21 protein-coding genes are annotated in these 21,305 nt (G+C 39.0%); 17 read left to right on the forward strand and 4 right to left on the reverse strand.

Annotated features, from left to right (window positions below; translation table 11 throughout):
- The first annotated feature begins 146 nt into the window (after positions 1–146).
- Complete coding sequence (locus AC13EX_RS23935; RefSeq protein ID WP_482894600.1) at positions 147–1,214, forward strand: M42 family metallopeptidase; 1,068 nt, start codon at positions 147–149, stop codon at positions 1,212–1,214.
- 74 nt (positions 1,215–1,288) lie between these two features.
- A complete protein-coding gene (locus AC13EX_RS23940) occupies positions 1,289–2,269 on the forward strand; it encodes a 2-hydroxyacid dehydrogenase (protein ID WP_482894601.1) in 981 nt (326 codons plus the stop codon).
- Positions 2,270–2,276: 7 nt separating this feature from the next.
- Here the strand turns inward: AC13EX_RS23940 and AC13EX_RS23945 are convergent, their stop codons facing one another.
- Entirely contained in the window at positions 2,277–3,095 is an 819-nt protein-coding gene (locus AC13EX_RS23945; protein ID WP_482894602.1) for a ZIP family metal transporter, read from the reverse strand.
- Positions 3,096–3,301: 206 nt separating this feature from the next.
- Here AC13EX_RS23945 and AC13EX_RS23950 point away from each other — a divergent pair, with 206 nt between their 5' ends.
- From AC13EX_RS23950 to AC13EX_RS23970, 5 genes are all read left to right on the forward strand, one after another.
- Positions 3,302–3,952 carry a metal-dependent transcriptional regulator gene (locus tag AC13EX_RS23950; RefSeq protein WP_482894603.1) on the forward strand — a complete coding sequence of 217 codons (651 nt, stop codon included), beginning with the start codon at positions 3,302–3,304 and terminating at the stop codon, positions 3,950–3,952.
- An 8-nt stretch (positions 3,953–3,960) separates the two neighbouring features.
- The gene (locus tag AC13EX_RS23955) at positions 3,961–4,659 is read left to right on the forward strand and encodes a 2-C-methyl-D-erythritol 4-phosphate cytidylyltransferase (protein WP_482894604.1); all 699 of its coding nucleotides are present in this window, start codon (positions 3,961–3,963) and stop codon (positions 4,657–4,659) included.
- A 107-nt stretch (positions 4,660–4,766) separates the two neighbouring features.
- A complete protein-coding gene (locus tag AC13EX_RS23960) occupies positions 4,767–5,504 on the forward strand; it encodes a LiaF transmembrane domain-containing protein (protein ID WP_482894605.1) in 738 nt (245 codons plus the stop codon).
- Positions 5,505–5,517: 13 nt separating this feature from the next.
- Complete coding sequence (locus AC13EX_RS23965) at positions 5,518–6,561, forward strand: sensor histidine kinase (protein ID WP_482894606.1); 1,044 nt, start codon at positions 5,518–5,520, stop codon at positions 6,559–6,561.
- Positions 6,558–7,295 (forward strand): LytR/AlgR family response regulator transcription factor, encoded by a 738-nt coding sequence (locus AC13EX_RS23970; protein WP_482894607.1) that lies wholly within the window; start codon positions 6,558–6,560, stop codon positions 7,293–7,295. The genes AC13EX_RS23965 and AC13EX_RS23970 overlap by 4 nt, the downstream gene beginning before the upstream one ends.
- Positions 7,296–7,338: 43 nt before the next feature.
- Here AC13EX_RS23970 and AC13EX_RS23975 read toward each other — a convergent pair whose 3' ends face one another.
- Together AC13EX_RS23975 and AC13EX_RS23980 are read right to left on the reverse strand one after the other, a co-directional pair.
- Entirely contained in the window at positions 7,339–7,560 is a 222-nt protein-coding gene (locus tag AC13EX_RS23975) for a DUF2795 domain-containing protein (RefSeq protein WP_010855875.1), read from the reverse strand.
- Between the two features lie 76 nt (positions 7,561–7,636).
- On the reverse strand, positions 7,637–8,887 hold the full coding sequence (locus AC13EX_RS23980) for a DUF349 domain-containing protein (RefSeq protein WP_482894608.1): 1,251 nt from the start codon (positions 8,885–8,887) through the stop codon (positions 7,637–7,639).
- Between the two features lie 129 nt (positions 8,888–9,016).
- Between AC13EX_RS23980 and ettA the strand changes: the two genes are divergently transcribed.
- Both ettA and AC13EX_RS23990 read left to right on the forward strand, forming a co-directional pair.
- Positions 9,017–10,696: an energy-dependent translational throttle protein EttA gene (gene ettA / locus AC13EX_RS23985; RefSeq protein WP_482894609.1), complete on the forward strand. Its 1,680-nt coding sequence runs from the start codon at positions 9,017–9,019 to the stop codon at positions 10,694–10,696.
- A gap of 228 nt (positions 10,697–10,924) precedes the next feature.
- Positions 10,925–12,256, forward strand: coding sequence for a pyridoxal phosphate-dependent aminotransferase (locus AC13EX_RS23990; RefSeq protein WP_339712248.1), 1,332 nt, complete (start codon positions 10,925–10,927; stop codon positions 12,254–12,256).
- Here the strand turns inward: AC13EX_RS23990 and AC13EX_RS23995 are convergent.
- Positions 12,147–13,187, reverse strand: a complete 1,041-nt coding sequence (locus AC13EX_RS23995) for a zinc dependent phospholipase C family protein (protein WP_482894610.1) — start codon at positions 13,185–13,187, stop codon at positions 12,147–12,149. The genes AC13EX_RS23990 and AC13EX_RS23995 overlap by 110 nt on opposite strands.
- A gap of 195 nt (positions 13,188–13,382) precedes the next feature.
- Between AC13EX_RS23995 and rpsT the strand changes: the two genes are divergently transcribed.
- The 8 genes from rpsT to AC13EX_RS24035 all read left to right on the forward strand — a co-directional run bounded on the left by rpsT (position 13,383) and on the right by AC13EX_RS24035 (position 21,253).
- Complete coding sequence (gene rpsT, locus AC13EX_RS24000) at positions 13,383–13,634, forward strand: 30S ribosomal protein S20 (protein ID WP_048640633.1); 252 nt, start codon at positions 13,383–13,385, stop codon at positions 13,632–13,634.
- A 176-nt stretch (positions 13,635–13,810) separates the two neighbouring features.
- The gene (gene radC / locus AC13EX_RS24005) at positions 13,811–14,506 is read left to right on the forward strand and encodes a RadC family protein (RefSeq protein ID WP_339712245.1); all 696 of its coding nucleotides are present in this window, start codon (positions 13,811–13,813) and stop codon (positions 14,504–14,506) included.
- 6 nt (positions 14,507–14,512) lie between these two features.
- On the forward strand, positions 14,513–15,130 hold the full coding sequence (locus tag AC13EX_RS24010; protein ID WP_048640631.1) for a DUF1684 domain-containing protein: 618 nt from the start codon (positions 14,513–14,515) through the stop codon (positions 15,128–15,130).
- Positions 15,131–15,184: 54 nt separating this feature from the next.
- On the forward strand, positions 15,185–17,596 hold the full coding sequence (pheT, locus tag AC13EX_RS24015) for a phenylalanine--tRNA ligase subunit beta (protein ID WP_482894611.1): 2,412 nt from the start codon (positions 15,185–15,187) through the stop codon (positions 17,594–17,596).
- Position 17,597: 1 nt separating this feature from the next.
- The gene (locus AC13EX_RS24020; protein WP_048640629.1) at positions 17,598–17,885 is read left to right on the forward strand and encodes a hypothetical protein; all 288 of its coding nucleotides are present in this window, start codon (positions 17,598–17,600) and stop codon (positions 17,883–17,885) included.
- A 1-nt stretch (position 17,886) separates the two neighbouring features.
- Positions 17,887–18,171 (forward strand): cell division protein ZapA, encoded by a 285-nt coding sequence (locus AC13EX_RS24025; RefSeq protein ID WP_482894612.1) that lies wholly within the window; start codon positions 17,887–17,889, stop codon positions 18,169–18,171.
- A 71-nt stretch (positions 18,172–18,242) separates the two neighbouring features.
- Positions 18,243–19,808: a ribonuclease Y gene (rny, locus tag AC13EX_RS24030; protein ID WP_048640627.1), complete on the forward strand. Its 1,566-nt coding sequence runs from the start codon at positions 18,243–18,245 to the stop codon at positions 19,806–19,808.
- A 302-nt stretch (positions 19,809–20,110) separates the two neighbouring features.
- Positions 20,111–21,253, forward strand: a complete 1,143-nt coding sequence (locus tag AC13EX_RS24035; protein ID WP_482894613.1) for a hypothetical protein — start codon at positions 20,111–20,113, stop codon at positions 21,251–21,253.
- Positions 21,254–21,305 lie beyond the last annotated feature (52 nt).

The raw sequence follows: 21,305 nt of genomic DNA on the forward strand, positions 1-21,305 counted from the left end.
GTGCCAGCACTATTTTTACCCTAACAATCTTGTTTGTAACTTTATCCCAATTGATTTGATAGAATAGCTTTATTTGCACTGAATTCAGTACAGAGATTAATGGCAGCTATTTTGTGGTCAAGTACTGAATACAATTAAATCTATATATGGATACTAACGAAAAATTTCTTTACAAATACCTTAACAATGCCTCACCAACAGGCTTTGAAGCTTCAGGTCAACAGATCTGGTTGGATTATATAAAACCTTTTGTGGATGATTATTTTACAGATCCTTACGGAACAGCAGTAGGTGTAATCAATCCCGATGCAGAATACAAGGTAGTTATTGAAGCCCATGCTGATGAGATTAGCTGGTTTGTCAATTATATCACTCCAGAGGGTTATATCTATGTGATCAGAAATGGTGGTTCAGACCATATGATCGCTCCCTCTATGCGTGTCAATATACATACCGACAAAGGAATTGTACCTGGTGTTTTTGGCTGGCCAGCCATTCATGTCAGAGACAAAGCAAAAGAGGAGACACCTAAAATGGAAAATATTTTCATTGATATTGGAGCAAGGTCAAAAGATGAAGTCTTGGAAATGGGGGTTCATGTGGGTTGTGTCATTACTTTTAAGGATGAGTTGACCGAATTGAATAAAAAGTTTTATACTGGACGTGCCCTGGATAATCGCATCGGTGGTTTTATGATTGCGGAAGTGGCCAGGTTATTGAAGCAGGACAATATTAAATTGCCTTTTGGTTTGTATATCGTCAATGCTGTTCAAGAAGAAATAGGCTTGCGAGGAGCTGAGATGATTGCTGCTCGAATTAAGCCTGATGTGGCGATTATCACTGATGTTTGTCACGATACTACGGCTCCAATGTACAGCAAAATTGCCAGTGGGGATTATACTGCTGGAAAAGGCCCGGTGCTAACCTGTGGTGCTGCAGTACATAAAAAATTATTGGATTTAATCATTGATACCGCTAAGAAAGAGGATATCCCTTTTCAAAGATCAGCTTCTTCAAGAAGTACAGGTACTGATACAGATGCATTTGCCTACTCCAATGGAGGTGTACCAGCGGCTTTGATCTCTTTGCCTTTAAAATACATGCATACTACTGTAGAAACGGCTAGTAAGGAAGATATCGAAAATGTGATTGGCTTAATGCTTGCCTTTTTAAAGAGTTTTGATCAAAAATTTGATTTTAGGTACGTTAAATAATGACCAATAATGGCGGGAATAATCCCGTCATTATTTTTTTACACTAACACCATTAGGTGGAAAAATGAAATTTTATGAAAGTTTTTATAAATAAAATTATCCCAGAAATAGGTTTTAAACTGCTTGATGAGGCAGGTATTGCCTATACCGTATGGAAGGAAAAACCAATACTGGATAGGGGCCAAGCCATTCAGTTTTGCAAAGGACATGATGCTTTTATTAGCGTTGGCCAAGCGGGTCTGGATGCTGATTTTTTCAAAGAATGCAATCACCTTAAAGTTGTTGCGCTTCACTCAGTAGGGTTTGATGGAGTGGACATAAAAGCGGCTACAGAGAATGGTGTACCTGTGGGAAATACGCCCAATGTTTTAAATAAAGCTACTGCTGAAACTGCCTTATTGCTGATGTTGACAGTTGCTCGTAAAGCGCTTTATCTACATAATAAAATAAAAAAAGGAGAATGGGGAGCCTCGCAGCCTACCCAGGACCTTGGCTTTGATTTAGCTGGGAAAACCCTCGGGATTGTTGGTTTAGGGAGAATAGGTACAGAGCTTGCGAAAATTGTTACCCAATCCTGGGGAATGAAAATTCTCTACCACAACCGAAGCACCAATGCCGAAGCAGAGAAAGAACTTGGAGCTAAGAAGGTAAGTATGGATGAGCTTTTGGCTCAAAGTGATGTGGTCTCCGTACATACCGCACTTACCCCAGAAACAAAAGGCATGTTTGGGATGGAGCAATTCAAGAAAATGAAACCTACAGCAATATTTATCAATACTGCACGTGGAGGCGTACATAAGGAAGATGAGCTTACTGAAGCCTTGCGAGAGCGGATCATATGGGGAGCTGGCCTTGATGTAACCAACCCTGAACCCATGTCTAAGGACAATCCGCTATTGGAAATGGAGAATGCGGTTGTATTTCCACATATAGGTTCAGCGACAAAAGAAACCAGAGATGAAATGTCCAGATGTGCTGTAGAGAATGTCATAGCGGGTCTGAAAGGAGATCCTTTGCCATATCCCGTAAATCCAGAAGTGCATCAAGGGAAATAAGCCTGCCTTAACCGAGGGCTACATCTAAAACCATCATGATGATAAAACCGCCAATAAAACCCATTGTGGCCATGTCGGTATTGCCATCCTGCTGGGATTCAGGTACTACTTCTTCTATTACAACAAATATCATGGCTCCTGCAGCAAATGCCAAAGCATAAGGCAGAATGGGAGTGAAAAGTGAAACAGCTACGGCGCCCAATACACCTGCAACTGGTTCTACCAGGGCAGAGGCCTGTCCCATCAAAAAGCTCTTTCTTCTGCTCATTCCCATTCTTCTCAGTGGAACAGCCACTGCGACTCCTTCAGGGAGGTTTTGTAAGCCTATGCCTATTGCTAAAATAACAGCTCCTGTAATGCTTGCTTCAGGAACACCAGAGGCTGCTCCTCCAAACAAAACACCTACCGCTAATCCTTCAGGAATATTGTGCATTGTAATGGCAAGAACCAATAGGGTTGTCCTCTGCCAAGGGGTTTTGATACCTTCTGTTTTCTTGAAATTGATATGGACATGTGGAAGGATTTTATCCAAAACAAAAATAAACAATGCGCCTCCTAAAAAACCTATGGCTGCAGGCATAACTTTAACAAAGCTCTCTCCTTCACTCATATTGATGGCTGGTGCCAAAAGACTCCAGAAGCTGGCAGCTATCATTACTCCACCGGTAAATCCCATCATTGTGTCTAGGAAAGGCCTGTTCATTTTCTTAAAGAAAAACACGAAAGCAGCCCCAACGGCGGTGACAAACCAAGTAAATGTGGTTGCAATCAAAGCAGCGTATGCCGGAGAAATACTACTTAGGTAGTCAACAATAATGTCAAACATTTTATATTATCTTTTAAAATTTATTTTTTTGAGTAATCATGTGATTAATAATCCTTCATCAATTCTTAAATGAATGGGTATCACTTATAAAAACTTGTGTTTAGTTAGCTTCATCTTTAATTTAGCCGAGACAAATTTAAATAGTTAGATTTGACTAACAAATATATTTCAATATTTTTTTATCTTTGTTTTGAAATAATTAAAGAATGACCAATAGCCAATCCATAGAGAATTACCTTAAAGTAATTTTTAATCAAGCCATAGCGACTGATGACGTTAACACTACTAGTATAGCCCAGGCTTTAGAAGTCAGTCTGCCTTCCGTAAACAGCATGGTTAAAAAATTAGCCGGAATGGGTTTGCTGGAGTATGAAAAATACAAGCCGCTTAAAATTACAGCCAAAGGCAGAAAAATGGCTGCCATGATTATTAGGAAGCACAGGCTAACAGAAATGTATTTGGTTGAGAAAATGGGCTTTGGATGGGAAGAGGTACATGAGATAGCCGAACAACTAGAGCATATTCAGTCCAATGCCTTCTTTGACAGAATGGATGAAATTCTAGGCTACCCTGAACGGGATCCACACGGCTCGCCTATACCTACAAGTAATGGAGAAATTGCCACACAAAAATTTAGGTTGCTTTCAGATTGCCAACCCAATGAACAGGTGACTTTAAAGGCTTTAAGCAAAACTTCTGATGAGTTTTTAAAGTACCTCAATAGCAAAGGCCTAGCTTTAGGTGTAGAGGTAGAGATTTTGGAAGTAGAGGCTTATGACAAGAACATGAAAGTAGCTTATGGTGGTCAAGAAGAAGTGTTGTCCGCATTGGTATGTTCTAAACTTCTGGTAAGTTGATAGAAGCTATGCTAAAGGATCAAGAAAAATATGCCATTGTAGTTGCAGGAGGAGCAGGAGTAAGGATGGGAGGAGATATACCCAAGCAATTTTTGCCCATAGGTGGTTTACCTGTATTGATGCACACCTTGAAAAAATTCAAGGCTTATGATGAAGCGCTTCATCTAGTTTTGGTATTGCCTGAGAGTCAATTTGAATATTGGAAGGGTTTATGCGTGAAATCTGGTTTTAATGTCCCACATAAACTAGTAAAAGGAGGGGCTAGTAGGTTTAGATCTGTTCAGAATGGATTGGATAGCATAGCGGAGAAGGAAGGCTTGGTGGCTATTCATGATGGGGTACGCCCGTTTGTGTCTAAGGAGGTGATTCATGAGAGTTTTAAAGCGGCCGCCAAATATGGAAGTGCCATCGCTGTGGTGCCTTTAAAAGATTCCATAAGAAGTATTGACTCAAATGGATCTTCCCAATTCAAAAATAGAGACAACTACCGATTAGTACAGACCCCACAAACATTCCAATTGAATAAAATAAAGGAAGCATTCTGCACTGAAGAAGAATTCTATTTTACTGACGATGCTACTGTATATGAAAACATGGGGTGGGAAGTACATTTGATTGCAGGGAATCCAGAAAATATTAAATTAACCACACCTGAAGATTTGAGTTATGCTGATTATTTAATTGGCTTAAATGGTAAAGCCAATTAACAGTTAAATCAGGTCGTTCATCGGTATTTTTTTTTCGTTAGGCGAAGCAGTCTATTTATTGGTATCTGATTGACCTACCTTTCAATCATCAAATAAATAATAAGACCATGAATGATAAAAGAAATGGAAATTTCGTATTAGGGGTATTGATTTTAGTAATAGGGTCATTACTATTGTTAAAGCAGTTGGGCTTTTTTATCCCATATTGGATTTTTTCTTGGCCTATGATATTAATTGCAATTGGGATTTATACAGGCTATAAAAGTAGATTTCAGAATACAGGTTCTATAATCATGATTTTAATAGGTGGTTTTTTCCTATTGAAAAACACGTTTTTTCTTCCCTACCACATAGGTGCATTGTTATTTCCTATAGGATTGATTGTATTGGGGTTATACATTATTGTTAAGAAAAACAGATCCAAGCCCTTTAATATGGCTGGATGGGAAAAGGGCTTTGACCGAAGTACTTCCGAGGATTTAGGTACCTTAGGTCAAGACAGTTCTAATTACATAAAAGTAGATGCCTTTCTTACCGGGATAAAGCGAAAGGTTATGTCCAAGAACTTTAAAGGGGGAGAAGTAACCAGTGTTTTTGGTGGGTCAAATATAGACTTAATGCATGCTGATATTCAAGATCAGGCGGTATTGAAGGTTTCGGTCGCATTTGGTGGATTAAAATTAATTGTGCCTCCGCACTGGGATGTGCAGTTAGGCGTAAGTAACCTGGCAGCAGGTATAGATGATAAAAGGTATGGACAGCAGGCAAATACCCAATCCCCTGAAAAGAGATTAATCCTTACAGGAACAGTCCTTTTTGGAGGGATAGAAATTACTTCCTACTAAAATATAACCCGCTATGGAAAAATCACATGAATCCTATTTGATCAATGATAATTATGGAGACCATGTGATTTTTCTTTTGACGGTTTTTGCTGGGGTCTTTGGCAGTACCTACTATTGGCAAGGTAACTTGGAGTGGAGTACTGTTGATGCCTTGCTTAGCACCATCACTCTTGGAATAGGTGTTTTTCTTATAAGGTTAATGTTAAATTATTATCCTGTTGGAAAGATAAAAAGTTGGCCGACAATTTTATTTTCCCTCACTATAGCGGGTATACTTACCTTTTTGAATCGATTGTTATGGGAGTCCGGTTGGTTGGAATATACCGATGCTCTTGCACTGTTTGACACTACTATTTTTCTTAGGGGCACAGTTACTACTTTACTACTGCATCTTATAGGGTTAATTGTCTTGTCGGACAAGTCCAGTACCAAAGATTTAAATATGCTTCAACAAGAGGAGATTCGGCAGAAACTGTCCACTGATGCTGAACTTCATTACCTGCGTCAGCAAATGCAGCCTCATTTCCTTTTTAACAGTTTAAATTCCATCAATGCCTTATTGCTAAGAGATCCAGAGAGGGCTAGAGAGATGGTTCAGGGGCTCGCTGATTTTTATAGAGGAAATCTGAAGATGGATCCAAAAAAGTGGGAGCAGGTGGATAATGAAATGAAAATCATTGGTCAATACCTTAAATTGGAAAAAATTCGGTTTGGCCATAGGTTGAAGTATGAAATAAATTTACCTGAAGATGCATCCACTTTAAAATTACCTTCCCTAATGGTGCAAGGGCTTGTCGAGAATGCAGTAAAGCATGGGCTTTATGGTGTTACTGGTGATGTTTTGATCCAAATTGATGTTAGTCAGAAGGACAATGATCTCCTGATTTCCGTACAAAATCCCTGTGATGGTGATTTAGGTCAGGCCTCTGGAACTGGTTTTGGGTTGGAAAGTCTACAGAGAAGATTGTTTCTTGTTTTTGGCCGTAAAGATTTGCTTGAATATCAGGAAGTCGACGGTCAGTTTACCGCTACCTTAAAAATACCTCAATTAAGATGATACGATGTTTGATTGTTGATGATGAGCCCTTGGCCCAGGATTTACTTCAGGATTATTTGGCCGATTTTCCTGATATCGAAGTACTGGGAAAATGTAACGATGGATTTGAGGCCTTCAAAGCGATAGGAGAACTTAAACCTGATTTGCTGTTTTTGGATATAGAAATGCCTAAAATAACCGGCTTTGAACTATTGGAGCTTTTAGAGAATCCTCCCAAAGTGATTTTTACCACTGCCTATGATAGCTATGCGATCAAAGCTTTTGAATTGCAAGCCATTGATTACCTTTTAAAGCCATTCTCTAAAGACAGGTTGGCCCAAGCTATAGGAAGAAGCATTGAGGAGACGGGGCTTTCTACTCAGGCTAAAATGGGTAAGGTTAGGGAGGATTTGCCTGAAGATGGGTTTTTAAAGAGAGTTGTTGTAAAGACAGGCAATAGGATAGAAGTAATCAACGCAAATAATATTGCATCATTTAGTTCTGATGGGGATTACGTAAGGATCAATTCGGAAGGGAAAGTTTACCTGAAATTAGGAACGATGGCTTATTACGAAAAAATGCTTGATCCACATGCTTTCATCCGCATTCACCGTTCTCATCTGGTGAATATCTCGGCAATAAGCAAAATTGAGCCCTACCAAAAAGAAAACTACCTGATCTTTCTTAAAGATGGCACGCAGTTACCTGTTAGTAAAAATGGAATGGTGAAACTAAAAAAGGCTTTACGGATATAAGGAGTAAAAAAGCCTTCACTTAAAAAAAGAGAAGGCTTGGTACTTAATATTCGTCTTCATTAAAGAAGAAATCGTCTTTTGTTGGATAGTCAGGCCATATTTCCTCAATGTTTTCATAAGGTTCACCATCGTCTTCGAGCTCTTGGAGGTTTTCGACAACCTCTAAAGGTGCTCCAGAGCGAATAGCAAAATCAATTAACTCATCCTTGGTGGCTGGCCACGGAGCGTCTTCCAAATAGGAGGCAAGTTCTAAAGTCCAATACATAATCTACACAAGTTTAAAGATCCCCTTAAAGGGGTGCAAAAATAGAAATACTTTCTTAAACTAAAACATTTACGCATTAATTGTTTGTAAGTTCTTTTAAAATACTTTTCTTGACATCAACCTTTCGTTTATGGGCAGCGATTTTTTTCCGCATCATTTGGTCAAATTCGCCTTCCTGGCTTCGGAAGTTTTCCGCATTTTCTTTTACTGTAATTAGTTCTCGCTCATCCCGTGCAATTAGGTCCTTCAGTAAGTTTACCTTAAGGGTGTTTTGCTCAGCATCGGGCATGTCAGCAAATCCTTCATATTTGGAATGGCAAAGATTTTCAAGGAATGATTTTTCAAAAATGATTTCTGAAAAGAATACGAAAGTACCAATACTTTGTTGTGCATTCCTTGGTTTTTTTGGAGGAAGTTTTTTCCACTCAGCCTGCAGCTTCTTTGCGTGGTTGACTTTGCTCTCATCAACAGGTCCTTTAGACATTAGTCTCATTTCCTCAGACCATCTTTCGATCTTTTTAATGATAAGTCCGGGGCTGAGTTTTGGCATATTCTGACTCATTCGTTTGAACTTGCTGAATATGCGGTTGTTTAATTTGGAAAATTCATCCCAAATAGGCTGTCTTTTTGAAGCAGGAACACGACCTGAGGTCTTCCATTCCTTTTGAATCTTCTTACTGATTTCAAAGGCAGTTTTTACATCTGCCATGTCATGCGCTTCTCTGGCTTGTTCCAACAGGTTTTCGTAAACCTTGATGTTTTGTTCTGCTTGTAATGCCAGTCCGTCAAAAAAGTTTTTACGGTTGCCGTAAAAAACGTCTAAAATGTCCTGAAACTGTTCATTGATCTCTTCTTCGAATTCTTTCTCTACAGGGCCGGTTTTAAGCCATTTTAGCTTCAATTCCTTAAAGACCTCTGAAGTTTCTTTCCAGTCAGTGCTTTCCTTGTACTTTTCAGCCTCTTGGATAAGCTCTTTCTTTATCTCCAGGTTTTTTTGTCTGTTGGATTGAATGATTTCTTCAAGAAAAGCCTCTTGTTCTTCCAATTCTTTTATCAGGGCAGGGAAATCTCCCAATCCATCAAATGTCATTAGGGAGGATTTAAGGTGGATCAGTTTCATCAGAAAAGAACCTTTATTTTGATTCTCCTGAATATCACTTTTTAATTTTTCTACCTTTTGTTTTACAGCTTCAAATCTATCTTCGAAATACCGGAAGGTAGAGGCTTCGTCTTCTTTAACCTCTCCTATTACACGATCTTCCTGGCCTAAAAAGCCTTTCAGATAGATTTTTTCTCCTATAATATATCCAAATGGATGCTCAGTCATGTTTTAAAGATTGGTTGTAAATATTTAGTGGTGGTACGGATTTCTGCAAATTAATTAAATATGCTCCATTTATCCTAAGAAAGCCGATTTTTTACCATCTTTGCTATTTAATTAAAACGGAAATTAACCATGAGTAATGAAAAAATAATTTTTTCTATGGCGGGTGTTTCAAAAGTATACCCTCCGCAGAAAAAAGTACTTAAAGATATCTATCTTTCGTTTTTTTATGGTGCTAAAATCGGTGTACTTGGACTCAATGGTTCAGGAAAAAGTTCCTTGCTTAGAATTATTGCTGGAGTAGAAACTGAATTTCAAGGTGAGGTAGTATTTTCCCCAGGCTATTCGGTGGGCATGTTGGAGCAAGAACCAGTATTGGATCCTACCAAAACGGTAAAAGAGGTAGTTGAAGAGGCTGTTAGTGAGACTGTTAATTTGCTAAAAGAATTTGAAGCGATCAACGAAAAGTTCATGGATCCTGCGATTATGGAAGATCCGGATGCCATGCAGAAGTTGATCGATCAGCAAGGAGATGTTCAGGAAAAACTTGATGCAGCCAACGCTTGGGAATTGGAAACAATGCTAGAAAAAGCCATGGATGCATTGCGTCTTCCTCCGGCTGAAGCAATGGTGGGAAATTTGTCAGGTGGTGAGAAAAGAAGGGTAGCTCTTTGCCGCTTACTTCTCCAAGAACCAGATGTATTGTTGCTTGATGAGCCTACCAATCACTTGGATGCAGAATCAGTACTTTGGTTGGAGCAACATTTGAAAAATTATAAGGGAACTGTTATAGCGGTTACCCACGATAGGTATTTTCTTGATAATGTTGCCGGCTGGATACTTGAACTGGATAGGGGTGAAGGAATTCCTTGGAAAGGGAATTATTCTAGCTGGTTGGAACAAAAGCAAGAAAGGTTAAAAAAGGAAGAGAAGACAGAATCAAAGCGACAGAAGACGCTCGAAAGAGAATTAGAGTGGATTCGAATGTCGCCTAAAGCCAAGCAATCTAAAGGCAAGGCAAGGCTTAATGCCTACGATAAATTGGTCGGAGAAGATGCCAAAGAAAAGGAATCCAAGCTTGAATTGTATATCCCTCCAGGTCCTAGATTAGGTAGTAAGGTTATTGAAGTAAAAGGGGTTTCTAAAGCTTTTGGAGACAAGTTGCTATTTGATGACCTAACCTTTTCTTTGCCTCAAGGTGGAATTGTAGGTGTGATTGGTCCAAATGGTGCTGGTAAATCTACCCTCTTCAATCTTATTACTGGTGATGAAAAACCTGATGCCGGACATTTTGAAATTGGAGAAACAGTAGAAATCGCCTATGTCGATCAAGAGCATGACACTCTGGGTCCTGATAAAACGGTTTATGAAACCATTTCCGAAGGCAATGAATTTGTGCAGTTGGGAAATAAGGAAGTGAATTCCAGAGCTTATGTGAGCAGATTTAATTTTGGAGGATCTGATCAGGGGAAAAAAGTTGGAGTGCTTTCGGGTGGTGAAAGAAACCGTGTTCACCTTGCGATGACTTTAAAAAAAGGCGGTAACCTGTTATTGCTTGATGAGCCTACCAATGATCTAGATGTAAATACACTTAGGGCTTTGGAAGAAGCACTTGAGAATTTTGCTGGTTGTGCCGTGGTTATTTCCCACGATAGGTGGTTTTTGGATAGGATCTGTACACATATTCTGGCCTTCGAAGGTGACAGTAGTGTTTATTGGTTTGAAGGGAATTTCTCAGATTACGAAGAAAATAAGAAAAAACGTTTGGGTGATTTGATGCCTAAAAGGATTAAATACAAAAAACTTAAATAAGTACCCATTACTTGATAGGTCCCCTTTGTTTCGCTTTGCCGTAGCAAAGGGGATTTTTTTTAGCACTTTTTTATTATAGGGCTTGCTAGCTATTACAGAACAGAGCGTAAATGAACAGAGATAAATAAAAGTTTTGAGCTATAGCCCTTCCTTTTTTATAATTTTCGCTCAGTTTATTTTCGTTTTTTGTTTATTTGTGTTTTAAAGCTAGGAGCACGTTTGATTATGATGAGACAATTGCTATTGCGTCCAGGCGCTGAAGAATTGAATTATGAGATTAGGGGGATTGTCAAAAAGGCACGTCTGATCGAAGACCTCGGGTATAGTATTACTTGGGAGAATATAGGGGACCCTATACAGAAGAACAATACCATACCGGACTGGATGAAGGCCATTGTTTCTGAACTCGTTCAGGATGACCATAGCTATGGCTATGCGGATAGTAAAGGCATGCTCGAGACAAGGAAGTTTCTTGCTGATTTGAACAACGAAAAAGGGGGCGTTAAAATTGGTTCTGAAGATATTCTCTTTTTTAATGGGTTAGGAGATGGAATTGCCAAGTTGTACCAGTTTCTTACTCCTACAGCCAGGATAATCGGCCCATCTCCTGCTTATTCAACGCACAGTTCTGCCGAGGCTGCGCATGCCAATTCGGCACCATTGACTTATAAATTGGATCCTGACAATAATTGGTATCCTGATATGGAGGATTTGTACAATAAAGTCAAGTACAATACATCTGTTGTAGGTATACTTATCATCAATCCGGACAATCCTACTGGAATGGTTTATCCAAGAGAAGTACTGGATCGGTTCGTGGAGATTGCCAGAGAATTCAACTTGCTTTTGATTGCAGATGAAATATATCAGAATATAACCTATAATGGCTATGAGGCCATTGGTCTAGCTGAGATTTTAGGAGATGACTTGCCTGGAATATCTTTAAAAGGCATTTCAAAAGAGTTTCCTTGGCCTGGATCCAGATGCGGTTGGATGGAGTTTTACAACAAGCATACTTCCGAAGAGTTTACCAAACTCTGTATAACGCTGGAAAATGCCAAAATGATAGAAGTGTGCTCTACCACTTTGCCTCAGTTGGCCATACCAAAGATCATGAGCCACCCTGCCTATAAAGAATACCGAGTTACTGCAAATGCAGCTATAGGGACAAGAAGTAGGATAATGGAAGAGGTGCTGGGGAATGTGAAAGGGATTAAGTTTAATAAAACGAAAGGAGCATTCTACAATACAGTTATTTTTGACGAAGGAGTATTGGAGGAAGATCAATTTCTCCCTGTAGAGGACGATGCTATTAAAGTACACCTAGAAAAATGGTTACAAGAAAAGGACATGCCAAACGATAAAAGGTTTGTTTATAACTTGCTTGCTTCCGAAAAAATCTGTGTGGTTCCGGTAAGTTCCTTTTGTTCTGATTTAAGAGGTTTTAGAGTTACCCTACTGGAAGAAAACGAGGACGTCTTTCGCAATACTTTTGAAAGGCTTGCCAAAAGTATAAATACTTACCTGAATTCTTCCAAAAAAGTACTTCTGGATCAATAATATAAGCTCGATGCTCTCTGATGTGCTTTAATGAATCTCGGGGAGTATAGCTACTGTCATTTTCATACGGGACCTGCATCTTATCAGGATTCAGGTCCCCAAGATCCGGTTGCCCTGCCAGGATCCATGCGCTGTACCAGAAGTCAGCAATTAATTTTATGGTGCGTCTCATTTGTCGTTCTACCTGACCGCTTAGCATTTGATGATAGACATTGCTAAATTCTCTTGAGTAAACCCTGGTGGTAATATTGCCTCTGTCCTCATAACTGTACTTTTTGTCATCAGGAAATTCCTGAGTCAATACTTTTTCAAACCCAAAAACAGAATCTAAAGCATGGTGGGCAATTTCTATCGCTTTCCAGATTTCTAGTTGAGGGGAAGGAACGTAATTGGCCTTGCCTACAAAGAAATCATATTCTGTAGCGTACAATTCCGGAAGCCTACTTTCCCAGAAACCATGAATACCATATTGGCCGGTGTTCTGTCCATTGTAGTTTTGTGTACTGTGTAGAGGGACATTGATGTCTCCCAAATAATGACCTAAGTCGGCTGCTAGTCTAAGAATTGCTTGTACATCTTTTCGTTCAAAGGCATAGCTTAGGTTTTTAAATGTTTCGTAAGTGCTCCAAGGTGAGATTCCGTATTTTCTTAAACTGTCTTCTCCATATAAAGCTTTGGCATCTTTCCAGAATCTTGGAAGCTTGTAAACAGCACTGTCTCCATATATATCGAGATCTATATAATGTTTTTCGGCTTCACCTTTGGCGGCATACCTTCGCCTGTCAGGGTTGACGGCCTTGTCGGTGATATAGGACAGGTGTGGCTTGAAAAACACCATTAGTTCTGGCGGAAGTGAATATACAGCCTGTCTGTTGATCAGCCGGTGTGCATAAAAACCCCAAGCCAAAAGCCCTTGAAAACTACAGGCCATTAAAAGGGAAAAACACAGTATCCATCTCCTATTTAAATTTGAATGTAATATCACAAAGTCAAAATAGTGAAAAAATTGTAGATTTTGAAATCTTCTATTTGGGCATATTTACTTAATTGTTTTGCAATTAAAAATAAAACAGCTAAATTTGCGATCCAATATTAAGCAAAAAAGGAAAAGTTAATTATATATAATATGGCAAATCACAAGTCGGCTTTAAAGAGAATTCGTGCAAATGAAGCCAAAAGGTTAAGAAACAGGTACCAGGCCAAAACCACCAGGACTTTCATCAAAAGATTGAAAAATACTGAAGACAAGGCGGAAGCTCAGGCACTTTTAAACCAGGTTACTTCCATGTTGGACAGGCTGGCTAAGAAGAACGTTCTTCATAAAAACAATGCTGCAAACAAAAAGTCAAAATTGACTAGGTTTGTGAACGCACTTTAAGAGTTCGTTTTACAAGAAATTTAAACCTTGCTTTTTAGCAAGGTTTTTTTTATGCCTATTTTTTTATATTTTTAGAGGGTATACCCTAAGTAATCAGGTATTTATATTTTTGTGTGTGCCAACAAAACCGATTAAATAGGGCTTTTTCATTAAATGAATCTATTCGTTTTTTGCCTATGGAGGATTACAGGTCAATCAGGATATCTGCCCTTGCTGAAGAGGATCGGCCTCGAGAGAAGCTTTTGTTGAGAGGTAAGTCTCAGCTTACGGATGCAGAACTAATCGCCATTCTTATAGGGTCGGGGTCCCGTAATCTTAGCGCCGTGGACCTTTCCAAGTACATATTACATAGTGTCAATAATGATTTGGCCCAACTTGCGAGGTTGTCGGTAAATGATTTGAAGAAATTCAAAGGTATAGGGGAGGCCAAAGCAATAAGTATAGTAAGTGCGCTGGAGCTGGGAAGAAGAAGGAAGGGTTCAGAGCCTCAGAAGAAAGTAAAAATAACCTCCTCGGCAGATGTTTATGCCCTAATGCGTCCGGAGTTGTTAGACGAGGCAATTGAGTATTTTTATGTTTTGTTTTTAAATCGTAGCAATGTGGTTATCAAAAAGCAATTGATCAGCCAAGGGGGGACCTCTGCGACTATCGCCGATCCTAAATTGATTTTTAAATACGGCATGGAAAATTTAGCAAGTGCCATTATTTTGGTTCATAACCATCCTTCAGGGAACCTAAAACCATCTTCAGCAGATATTAGTCTCACTAAAAGACTCTGCATGGTGGGTAAAAATTTAGAGCTTCCGGTGTTGGATCATGTAATTTTCACAGATGTTGGCTATTTTAGCTTTGCAGATGAAAGCATGATCTAAATTACTATGAATAAAAATTATTTATTACTGGCTTTAGTGGGTACGGTAGTCCTTGGTTCACTGATCTATACCTTTACAGGTACAACGGATCCCGAGCTTTATAAAGAAAATATTGCGGCAGAAAGAGAGCGGCAATTTAAGTTTCTGAAGTTCAATATTGATTCGCCATTAGAGGAAGAACAAAAAAAAGAACTTGATTCACTGGATTTTTTTCCAATTGACCCGGCTTATAAAGTAAGAGGGAGGCTTGTACCTGTTCAAAACAAAAGAATTGTGGAAATACCTATGACTGATGGGACCTTAGAAAGGTATATCAGGCATTCTTTTGTAGAATTTGAATTAAAAGGCGAAACAATCAGACTTCTTTTGCTACAGGCAGAGGATGAAAATGATTTGAGGAACTTCTTCCTGGCTTTTGCCGACGGAACAAGTGCCGATGAAACTTACGGAGGAGGACGTTATATCAACCTACGACAAGATGGATCTTCCTCTATTACCATTGATTTTAACCTTGCTTATAACCCGTATTGCGCTTATAATCCTGATTTTGCGTGCCCAATTCCACCCCGTGAGAATATTTTAGAAATCCCCATTAGGGCAGGGGAGAAAAATTACGATAAATAACCTTTTAGGAGAGGTCATTTATTGTAAATTTGTATCTTAGTCAAAACCGTAATAATGAAAATTTCGATCAATCGACTCAAAGATTATATACCGTTCGATCTGTCTACCAAAGAAATTGCTGATCTGCTTACTGCAGGTGGTTTGGAAGTAGAAGGGGTAACGACCTATGAATCAGTTAAAGGAAGCCTTAATGGCGTAGTAGTAGGGGAAGTGCTAAGCTGTGAGCCTCACCCTAATGCAGATAAACTTAGCCTAACAAAAGTAGATTTAGGCAATGAAATTGTACCTATAGTTTGTGGTGCGCCGAATGTGGCCAAAGGCCAGAAAGTACCCGTGGCCACCGTTGGTGCCATATTGTATCCTTCGTCCGGAGAATCATTTGAAATTAAAAAAGCTAAAATTCGCGGAGAAGTTTCTTTGGGTATGATCTGTGCAGAGGATGAACTAGGTCTTGGTGCAGGGCATGACGGAATTTTGGTGTTAGATACTGATCTTCCAAATGGTAGTCCTGTAGGGCCACTGTTTGATATAAAACAAACGGAAGTGCTAGAGATTGGTTTAACACCAAATCGTGCAGATGCCGCTTCCCATTTGGGGGTAGCCAGAGATTTGAAAGCACTTTTAAAAAAGGACTTGGTGCTGACAGATGTTGATGCATTTACCATTGACAATTCAGACCGAATCATAGAAGTTAGTGTAGCTGATAACGAGGATTGTCCACGGTATTCAGGCCTGACGCTTAGTAATGTTAAGGTTGCGCCCTCTCCAAAATGGCTTCAAGATTACCTTAAAGCGATTGGTCTTGAACCTATCAACAATGTTGTAGATATTACCAATTTCATCCTTCATGACTTGGGTCAGCCCTTGCATGCATTTGATGCGGATAAAATACAGGGAAACAAGATTGAGGTGAAAAGAATGCCTTCGGGAACGAAATTCGTCACTTTGGATGGGAAAGAAAGAGAGTTGTCTGGAGAAGAATTGATGATTTGTGATGAATCGGAAGGACTTTGTATTGCAGGAACATTAGGAGGACTTGATTCTGGAGTAAGTGAGCAAACTTCTACAATTTTTCTTGAAAGTGCATGCTTCGGAACGGATGTAGTTAGAAAAGGGGCTCAGTTCCATGGTATCAAAACAGATGCTTCATTCCGTTTTGAAAGAGGTACTGATCCCAATATGCCTGTATTTGCCTTGAAAATGGCAGCTTTGCTTATCAAGGAGCTAACCGGGGCCGTAGTAAGTTCTCCAATCACTGATATCTACCCAGATCCAGTTGCAGATTTCGAAATTCCAGTCAGTTACCGACATGTCGATAGATTGATAGGACAAGAAATAGGTAAAGAAAGGATTAAAGAAATTCTTGAATCTCTGGAGATTAAGGTAAGTAATGAAACCGAATCAGGTTTTGTTGCGGTGGTAAAACCGTATAGAGTGGATGTGACCAGAGAGGCCGACATCATTGAGGAAGTGCTAAGAATATATGGGTTCGAATCCATACCTTTAAAAGAGGATTACCAAGCTGATTTCCTTGCTGAGCACCCAGAAAAGGACACAAACAAATTACAATACAGGGTTTCTGAAATGTTGGCAGGTATAGGTTATAGTGAAATAATGACCAATTCCCTTACCAAATCAAGTTATGCCACCCAAGCATCCTTCCTTGATCAGGAAAAGGACGTAGTTATTTTAAATAAACTAAGTGAGGATTTGGGAGTGCTTCGCCAAAGCTTATTGTTTACTGGCTTGGAAGTGTTGGCTCACAATATTAACAGAAGGCAGAAGGACCTGAAATTGTTTGAGTTTGGAACTGTTTACGCAAAAGGCTCTGAGGGTTATGACGAAGGGCAAAGGCTTTCTCTTTTTCTAACCGGAAATGCTACGCGTGAAAATTGGATGCAAGCAGTGAAAGCTGTCACTTTTACAGATTTGTATGCTGTAGTGGAAGGTTTGTTAACAAAGCTAAATATCTCCAATCAAGAGGTGAATGTTATTGAAACCAGCCCCCATTTATTTGGCTTGGAATTAGTAGTGAATAAAAAACCTGTAGGGCATATAGGTCTTTTATCTCCAGAGGTTGGTAAGTTGGCGGATGTCAAGCAGGAAGTTTATTTTGCAGAGCTTGACTGGACTAGGCTTACCAAATTGGCTAAATCTCAGGGGAAATTTCAGGAAATATCAAAGTTCCCTGAAGTTAGAAGGGATTTGTCCCTAGTAATCGATCAAGAGATCACCTTTGATCAAATTAAACAATTGGCTACCAAGGCTGGAGGCAAATTGTTGAAAAGAATAAATGTCTTTGACATGTATAAAGGGGATAAATTGGAGGAAGGAAAGAAGGCATATGCCTTAAGTTTCTACCTTCAGGACAATCAGCAAACCCTTACAGATAAGGTTATTGACAAAACCATGGGGAAATTAATGCAAACCTTCGAAAAAAATGCTGGTGCTTTGATTAGAAAATAATATGAAGGTATATGAGGAGCTTCAAAGATTAGAGAGCCTGTCTGAACAGGTTGAAAAAAAGGTAAAGTTCCTTGAACAGGAAAATACTGCCCTCAAAAATCAACTTTTGGCCTACCAAAAGAAACTGTTAGAGCAGGAAGAAGCACTCGAAGATTTTAAAAATCAAATTAAAATTAGTAAAATTGTAAGAAACATACCGGTAGAAAATAAAGCGTCTGCTGAATTGAAGGGGAGAATTGATGACTATATAAAAGAAATCGATAAAATTATTACTTACCTGTCTGAATAATATGGATACACTTTCGATAAGAATTAAAATTGGGGATAGAGAATATCCAATGAAAGTGAAGACCGATGAGGAAGCCAGAATCAGAAGGGTAGGTAAATTAATTAACGATAAAATAAAAAAGTACAGAGAGGAATTTGGACTGGAGGATCGTCAGGACTTGTTGGCAATGGTGGCTTTCGATTGCATGGTTGAATTCCTTGAAATTAAGGATGACCAAACGGAAGGTACTGAGCAAGTCAAGCATGCACTTCAACAGGTGAACCAAAATCTTGAATCATTGCTCTGATCTATTATAGTCGCATTCGGCCTAACAACGAAGTTACCCATTCTGTCCGGTAGATAAACTCAAATATATCTATGGGAATTTCAATATACATAATACTATCCGGCGCAATTGGCGTTTTGATCGGGGCTTTCCTGGCAGGATTAATTATTAAAAATAACAGTAAGAAAATTGAAGACGAGGCTCGCGAAAAAGCCCGCAGCCTTGTTCGTGAGGCAGAAATAACTGCAGAAGGTATAAGAAAAGACAAGATCCTAGAAGCCAAGGAAAAATACCTTAAGCTAAAATCAGATTTTGAAGAGGAAGTAGGTAAAAAGAAGAATATTCTCATCACCAATGAGAATAAACTTAAACAACGTGAGCAGATCCTATCTAAGGAGATGGAGCAAATCAAAAGGAAGGAAGCTGAGCTCGATAGTAAAAAAGAAAACCTCAATGCCCAGTTGCATGCTGTTCAGGTACGAAAAGATGAACTGGATAAAGTAACTCACCAACGCATTACCGATCTTGAAAAAGTAGCCTTACTTACTAGGGAAGAAGCAAGAGAACAATTGATAGAAATGCTTAAAGATGAAGCAGCTACTAAAGCCTCTTCTCATATCAAAGACATCTTGGATCAAGCCAAGTTAAGTGCTACCAAACAAGCCAAAAAGATTGTTTTGGATACCATTCAGCGGACAGCAACAGAGCATGCAATAGAAAACTGTGTGTCCGTGTTTAATATTGAGAGTGATGATGTTAAAGGTAAAATAATTGGTAGAGAAGGTAGAAATATCAGAGCACTAGAAGCTGCCACAGGAGTGGAAATTGTAGTTGATGATACCCCTGAAGCCATTATTATTTCAGGATTCGACCCTGTTAGAAGAGAAATTGCCAGGTTATCACTGCACCGACTTGTTCAGGATGGAAGGATACACCCTGCACGAATAGAGGAAGTGGTTGCCAAAACGGAAAAAAATATTGATGAAGAAATCATCGAAATTGGTGAAAGAACTTGTATAGATCTTGGTATTCATGGATTACATCCTGAATTAATCAAGATGGTAGGAAGGATGCGTTTCCGATCTTCCTATGGTCAAAACCTCCTTCAACACTCTAGGGAAGTGGCTAAGTTATGTGCTACCATGGCTGCTGAAATGGGCTTTAATGCCAAGTTGGCCAAGAGAGCAGGATTACTTCATGATATTGGTAAGGTGTATCCTGAAGAGGCCGAATTGCCTCATGCTATTTTAGGTATGGAGTTGGCTAAAAAGCACAAAGAACACCCTGAAGTCATTAACGCTATAGGAGCTCACCACGATGAGATAGAAATGACATCCATGTTGTCCCCAATTGTTCAGGCCTGTGATGCCATCTCTGGGTCACGTCCTGGTGCACGTAGGGAGATTATGGACAGCTATATCAAAAGACTAAAGGATTTGGAAGAATTGGCTTTAAGCTTTGAGGGAGTAAACAAATGTTTCGCCATGCAGGCAGGTCGGGAGCTACGCGTACTTGTAGATGCTGACAATGTGAGTGATACTACTGCCGGAAATCTGTCTTTTGAGATCTCTCAAAAAATTGAAAAAGAAATGCAGTACCCAGGTCAGATAAAGATTACTGTAATAAGGGAAATGAGGTCAGTGAATTATGCCAAATAAAGGCTAAAAGTAAATCTTTTCCTGATTGTTGTAAAGGCAATTGTTCAATTCGAACAATTGCCTTTATTTTTTTGCTCCAAATTTCGAGGAGTATTGTTTTTTATTTTGAAATTATTTTTTTAGTTTTAGTAGAATTGCTTTAACCAGTTTTTGGTTTGGGAGCTATGTTGGACCAAATTCTTGTCGGTTCTACCCTATATGGTTTGGATTATAGTCGCCTTTGTGCGTCACCTTATATTTGATCAAGCTTAATGATTTGATTTTATTGTTTTAGGCAATTTATACCTATGCAATCAAGTACCATGAGACATCTTACACTTTATAGTTTGTCCCTTCTTCTACTGATTTATACCCAATTCTCTTGCTCTTCTGGCAGTGATAGGTTTGAATCTATTGAAGAAGTGCCACAATTTATTTTAACAGACAGCTTGGTTGTAGACTATTTGGGCGCCCTGACCATTCTAGATATCAAAGCAGATAGATCAGAATACTTGATGTATGATCCCCAAAGAAAAGAATTTTTACGTGTTAATGAACATGGTGATATCATTCTAAGCAAAAATCTATCAGCAGACGGAAAAGATAGCTTTGGGGCCTATTTTTATTCTGCCCATTACAATGATGATGACAAGCTTTTGATTTTCCCTTACTCAGGTGGGGTTTGCACCTATGATTTCCAATTTAATCTGTTAAGCAAAGAAACTCCATTCAACATTTTTACCAATGCTTTAGGAAGTGGGATAGCGACCCTCCTTGTTGATAATAAATTATTTGCTAATAAGTACCCGGAGAAAGCTTCTGTAGATCTTTATGCACATGAAGATTACCTTGCTCGTCACCCTTTTCTTACAACCTATGATCTCGACAAGAAAAAAGTAATAGCAGAGCAATACCTACCTAAGGAATCACAAATCATTCAACATCCAGGCAAATACAGTGAGCCGGCACCTCATTCCATTATGATGGAGGATGAGTTGTATTTGTTGTTTTCCAATTCTCCAGAAATTTACAGATATTCTTTCCCCGAATTAAAATTGCTCGGCAAGGTAGCATTAAACCCCTCTGATAAATACGTTCAGGTTAAGCCGTTTCCGGTGGAAGCTTTAGGAAATGGTGTTTTCAATAAGTTGGCAGGATCTGAATATTTTCACTTTTCATCATCCAACGGTTATTTGCTTACGGGGTACCTGGGGGCGGCACCTCAGGACAAAGTAGATGCATTGCCTCAAGATTTATTGGGTGGTGAGGATTTTATGGCATTGGTTAAAGAATACAAAATCCCTTATTATCAAATTAGAAAAGGGGGTAAAATACTATGGGAAGAGCAAAATGACATCCGCTTTAAATTTAAAGGAGGTCATCTTTTTGCTGATAGAAATATTATCCAACCTAAAGTGGAAGAAGAAAAGGATCATGTGGTATATTACTTCTATGAAATTGGGTAATAGCATTCATGATCAAATGGCGCATATTTATTTAATAGGTACTTTACATAAA

This window comes from Cyclobacterium sp. L-R (assembly GCF_056859355.1).

Excerpts from the sequence above, each read along its gene's own strand:
- AC13EX_RS23935 (WP_482894600.1), top strand. The coding sequence starts at position 147 with ATGGATACTAACGAAAAATTTCTTTACAAATACCTTAACAATGCCTCA.
- AC13EX_RS23940 (WP_482894601.1), top strand. The coding sequence starts at position 1,289 with ATGAAAGTTTTTATAAATAAAATTATCCCAGAAATAGGTTTTAAACTG.
- AC13EX_RS23945 (WP_482894602.1), bottom strand. The coding sequence starts at position 3,095 with ATGTTTGACATTATTGTTGACTACCTAAGTAGTATTTCTCCGGCATAC.
- AC13EX_RS23950 (WP_482894603.1), top strand. The coding sequence starts at position 3,302 with ATGACCAATAGCCAATCCATAGAGAATTACCTTAAAGTAATTTTTAAT.
- AC13EX_RS23955 (WP_482894604.1), top strand. The coding sequence starts at position 3,961 with ATGCTAAAGGATCAAGAAAAATATGCCATTGTAGTTGCAGGAGGAGCA.
- AC13EX_RS23960 (WP_482894605.1), top strand. The coding sequence starts at position 4,767 with ATGAATGATAAAAGAAATGGAAATTTCGTATTAGGGGTATTGATTTTA.
- AC13EX_RS23965 (WP_482894606.1), top strand. The coding sequence starts at position 5,518 with ATGGAAAAATCACATGAATCCTATTTGATCAATGATAATTATGGAGAC.
- AC13EX_RS23970 (WP_482894607.1), top strand. The coding sequence starts at position 6,558 with ATGATACGATGTTTGATTGTTGATGATGAGCCCTTGGCCCAGGATTTA.
- AC13EX_RS23975 (WP_010855875.1), bottom strand. The coding sequence starts at position 7,560 with ATGTATTGGACTTTAGAACTTGCCTCCTATTTGGAAGACGCTCCGTGG.
- AC13EX_RS23980 (WP_482894608.1), bottom strand. The coding sequence starts at position 8,887 with ATGACTGAGCATCCATTTGGATATATTATAGGAGAAAAAATCTATCTG.
- ettA (WP_482894609.1), top strand. The coding sequence starts at position 9,017 with ATGAGTAATGAAAAAATAATTTTTTCTATGGCGGGTGTTTCAAAAGTA.
- AC13EX_RS23990 (WP_339712248.1), top strand. The coding sequence starts at position 10,925 with ATGAGACAATTGCTATTGCGTCCAGGCGCTGAAGAATTGAATTATGAG.
- AC13EX_RS23995 (WP_482894610.1), bottom strand. The coding sequence starts at position 13,187 with ATGGCCTGTAGTTTTCAAGGGCTTTTGGCTTGGGGTTTTTATGCACAC.
- rpsT (WP_048640633.1), top strand. The coding sequence starts at position 13,383 with ATGGCAAATCACAAGTCGGCTTTAAAGAGAATTCGTGCAAATGAAGCC.
- radC (WP_339712245.1), top strand. The coding sequence starts at position 13,811 with ATGGAGGATTACAGGTCAATCAGGATATCTGCCCTTGCTGAAGAGGAT.
- AC13EX_RS24010 (WP_048640631.1), top strand. The coding sequence starts at position 14,513 with ATGAATAAAAATTATTTATTACTGGCTTTAGTGGGTACGGTAGTCCTT.
- pheT (WP_482894611.1), top strand. The coding sequence starts at position 15,185 with ATGAAAATTTCGATCAATCGACTCAAAGATTATATACCGTTCGATCTG.
- AC13EX_RS24020 (WP_048640629.1), top strand. The coding sequence starts at position 17,598 with ATGAAGGTATATGAGGAGCTTCAAAGATTAGAGAGCCTGTCTGAACAG.
- AC13EX_RS24025 (WP_482894612.1), top strand. The coding sequence starts at position 17,887 with ATGGATACACTTTCGATAAGAATTAAAATTGGGGATAGAGAATATCCA.
- rny (WP_048640627.1), top strand. The coding sequence starts at position 18,243 with ATGGGAATTTCAATATACATAATACTATCCGGCGCAATTGGCGTTTTG.
- AC13EX_RS24035 (WP_482894613.1), top strand. The coding sequence starts at position 20,111 with ATGAGACATCTTACACTTTATAGTTTGTCCCTTCTTCTACTGATTTAT.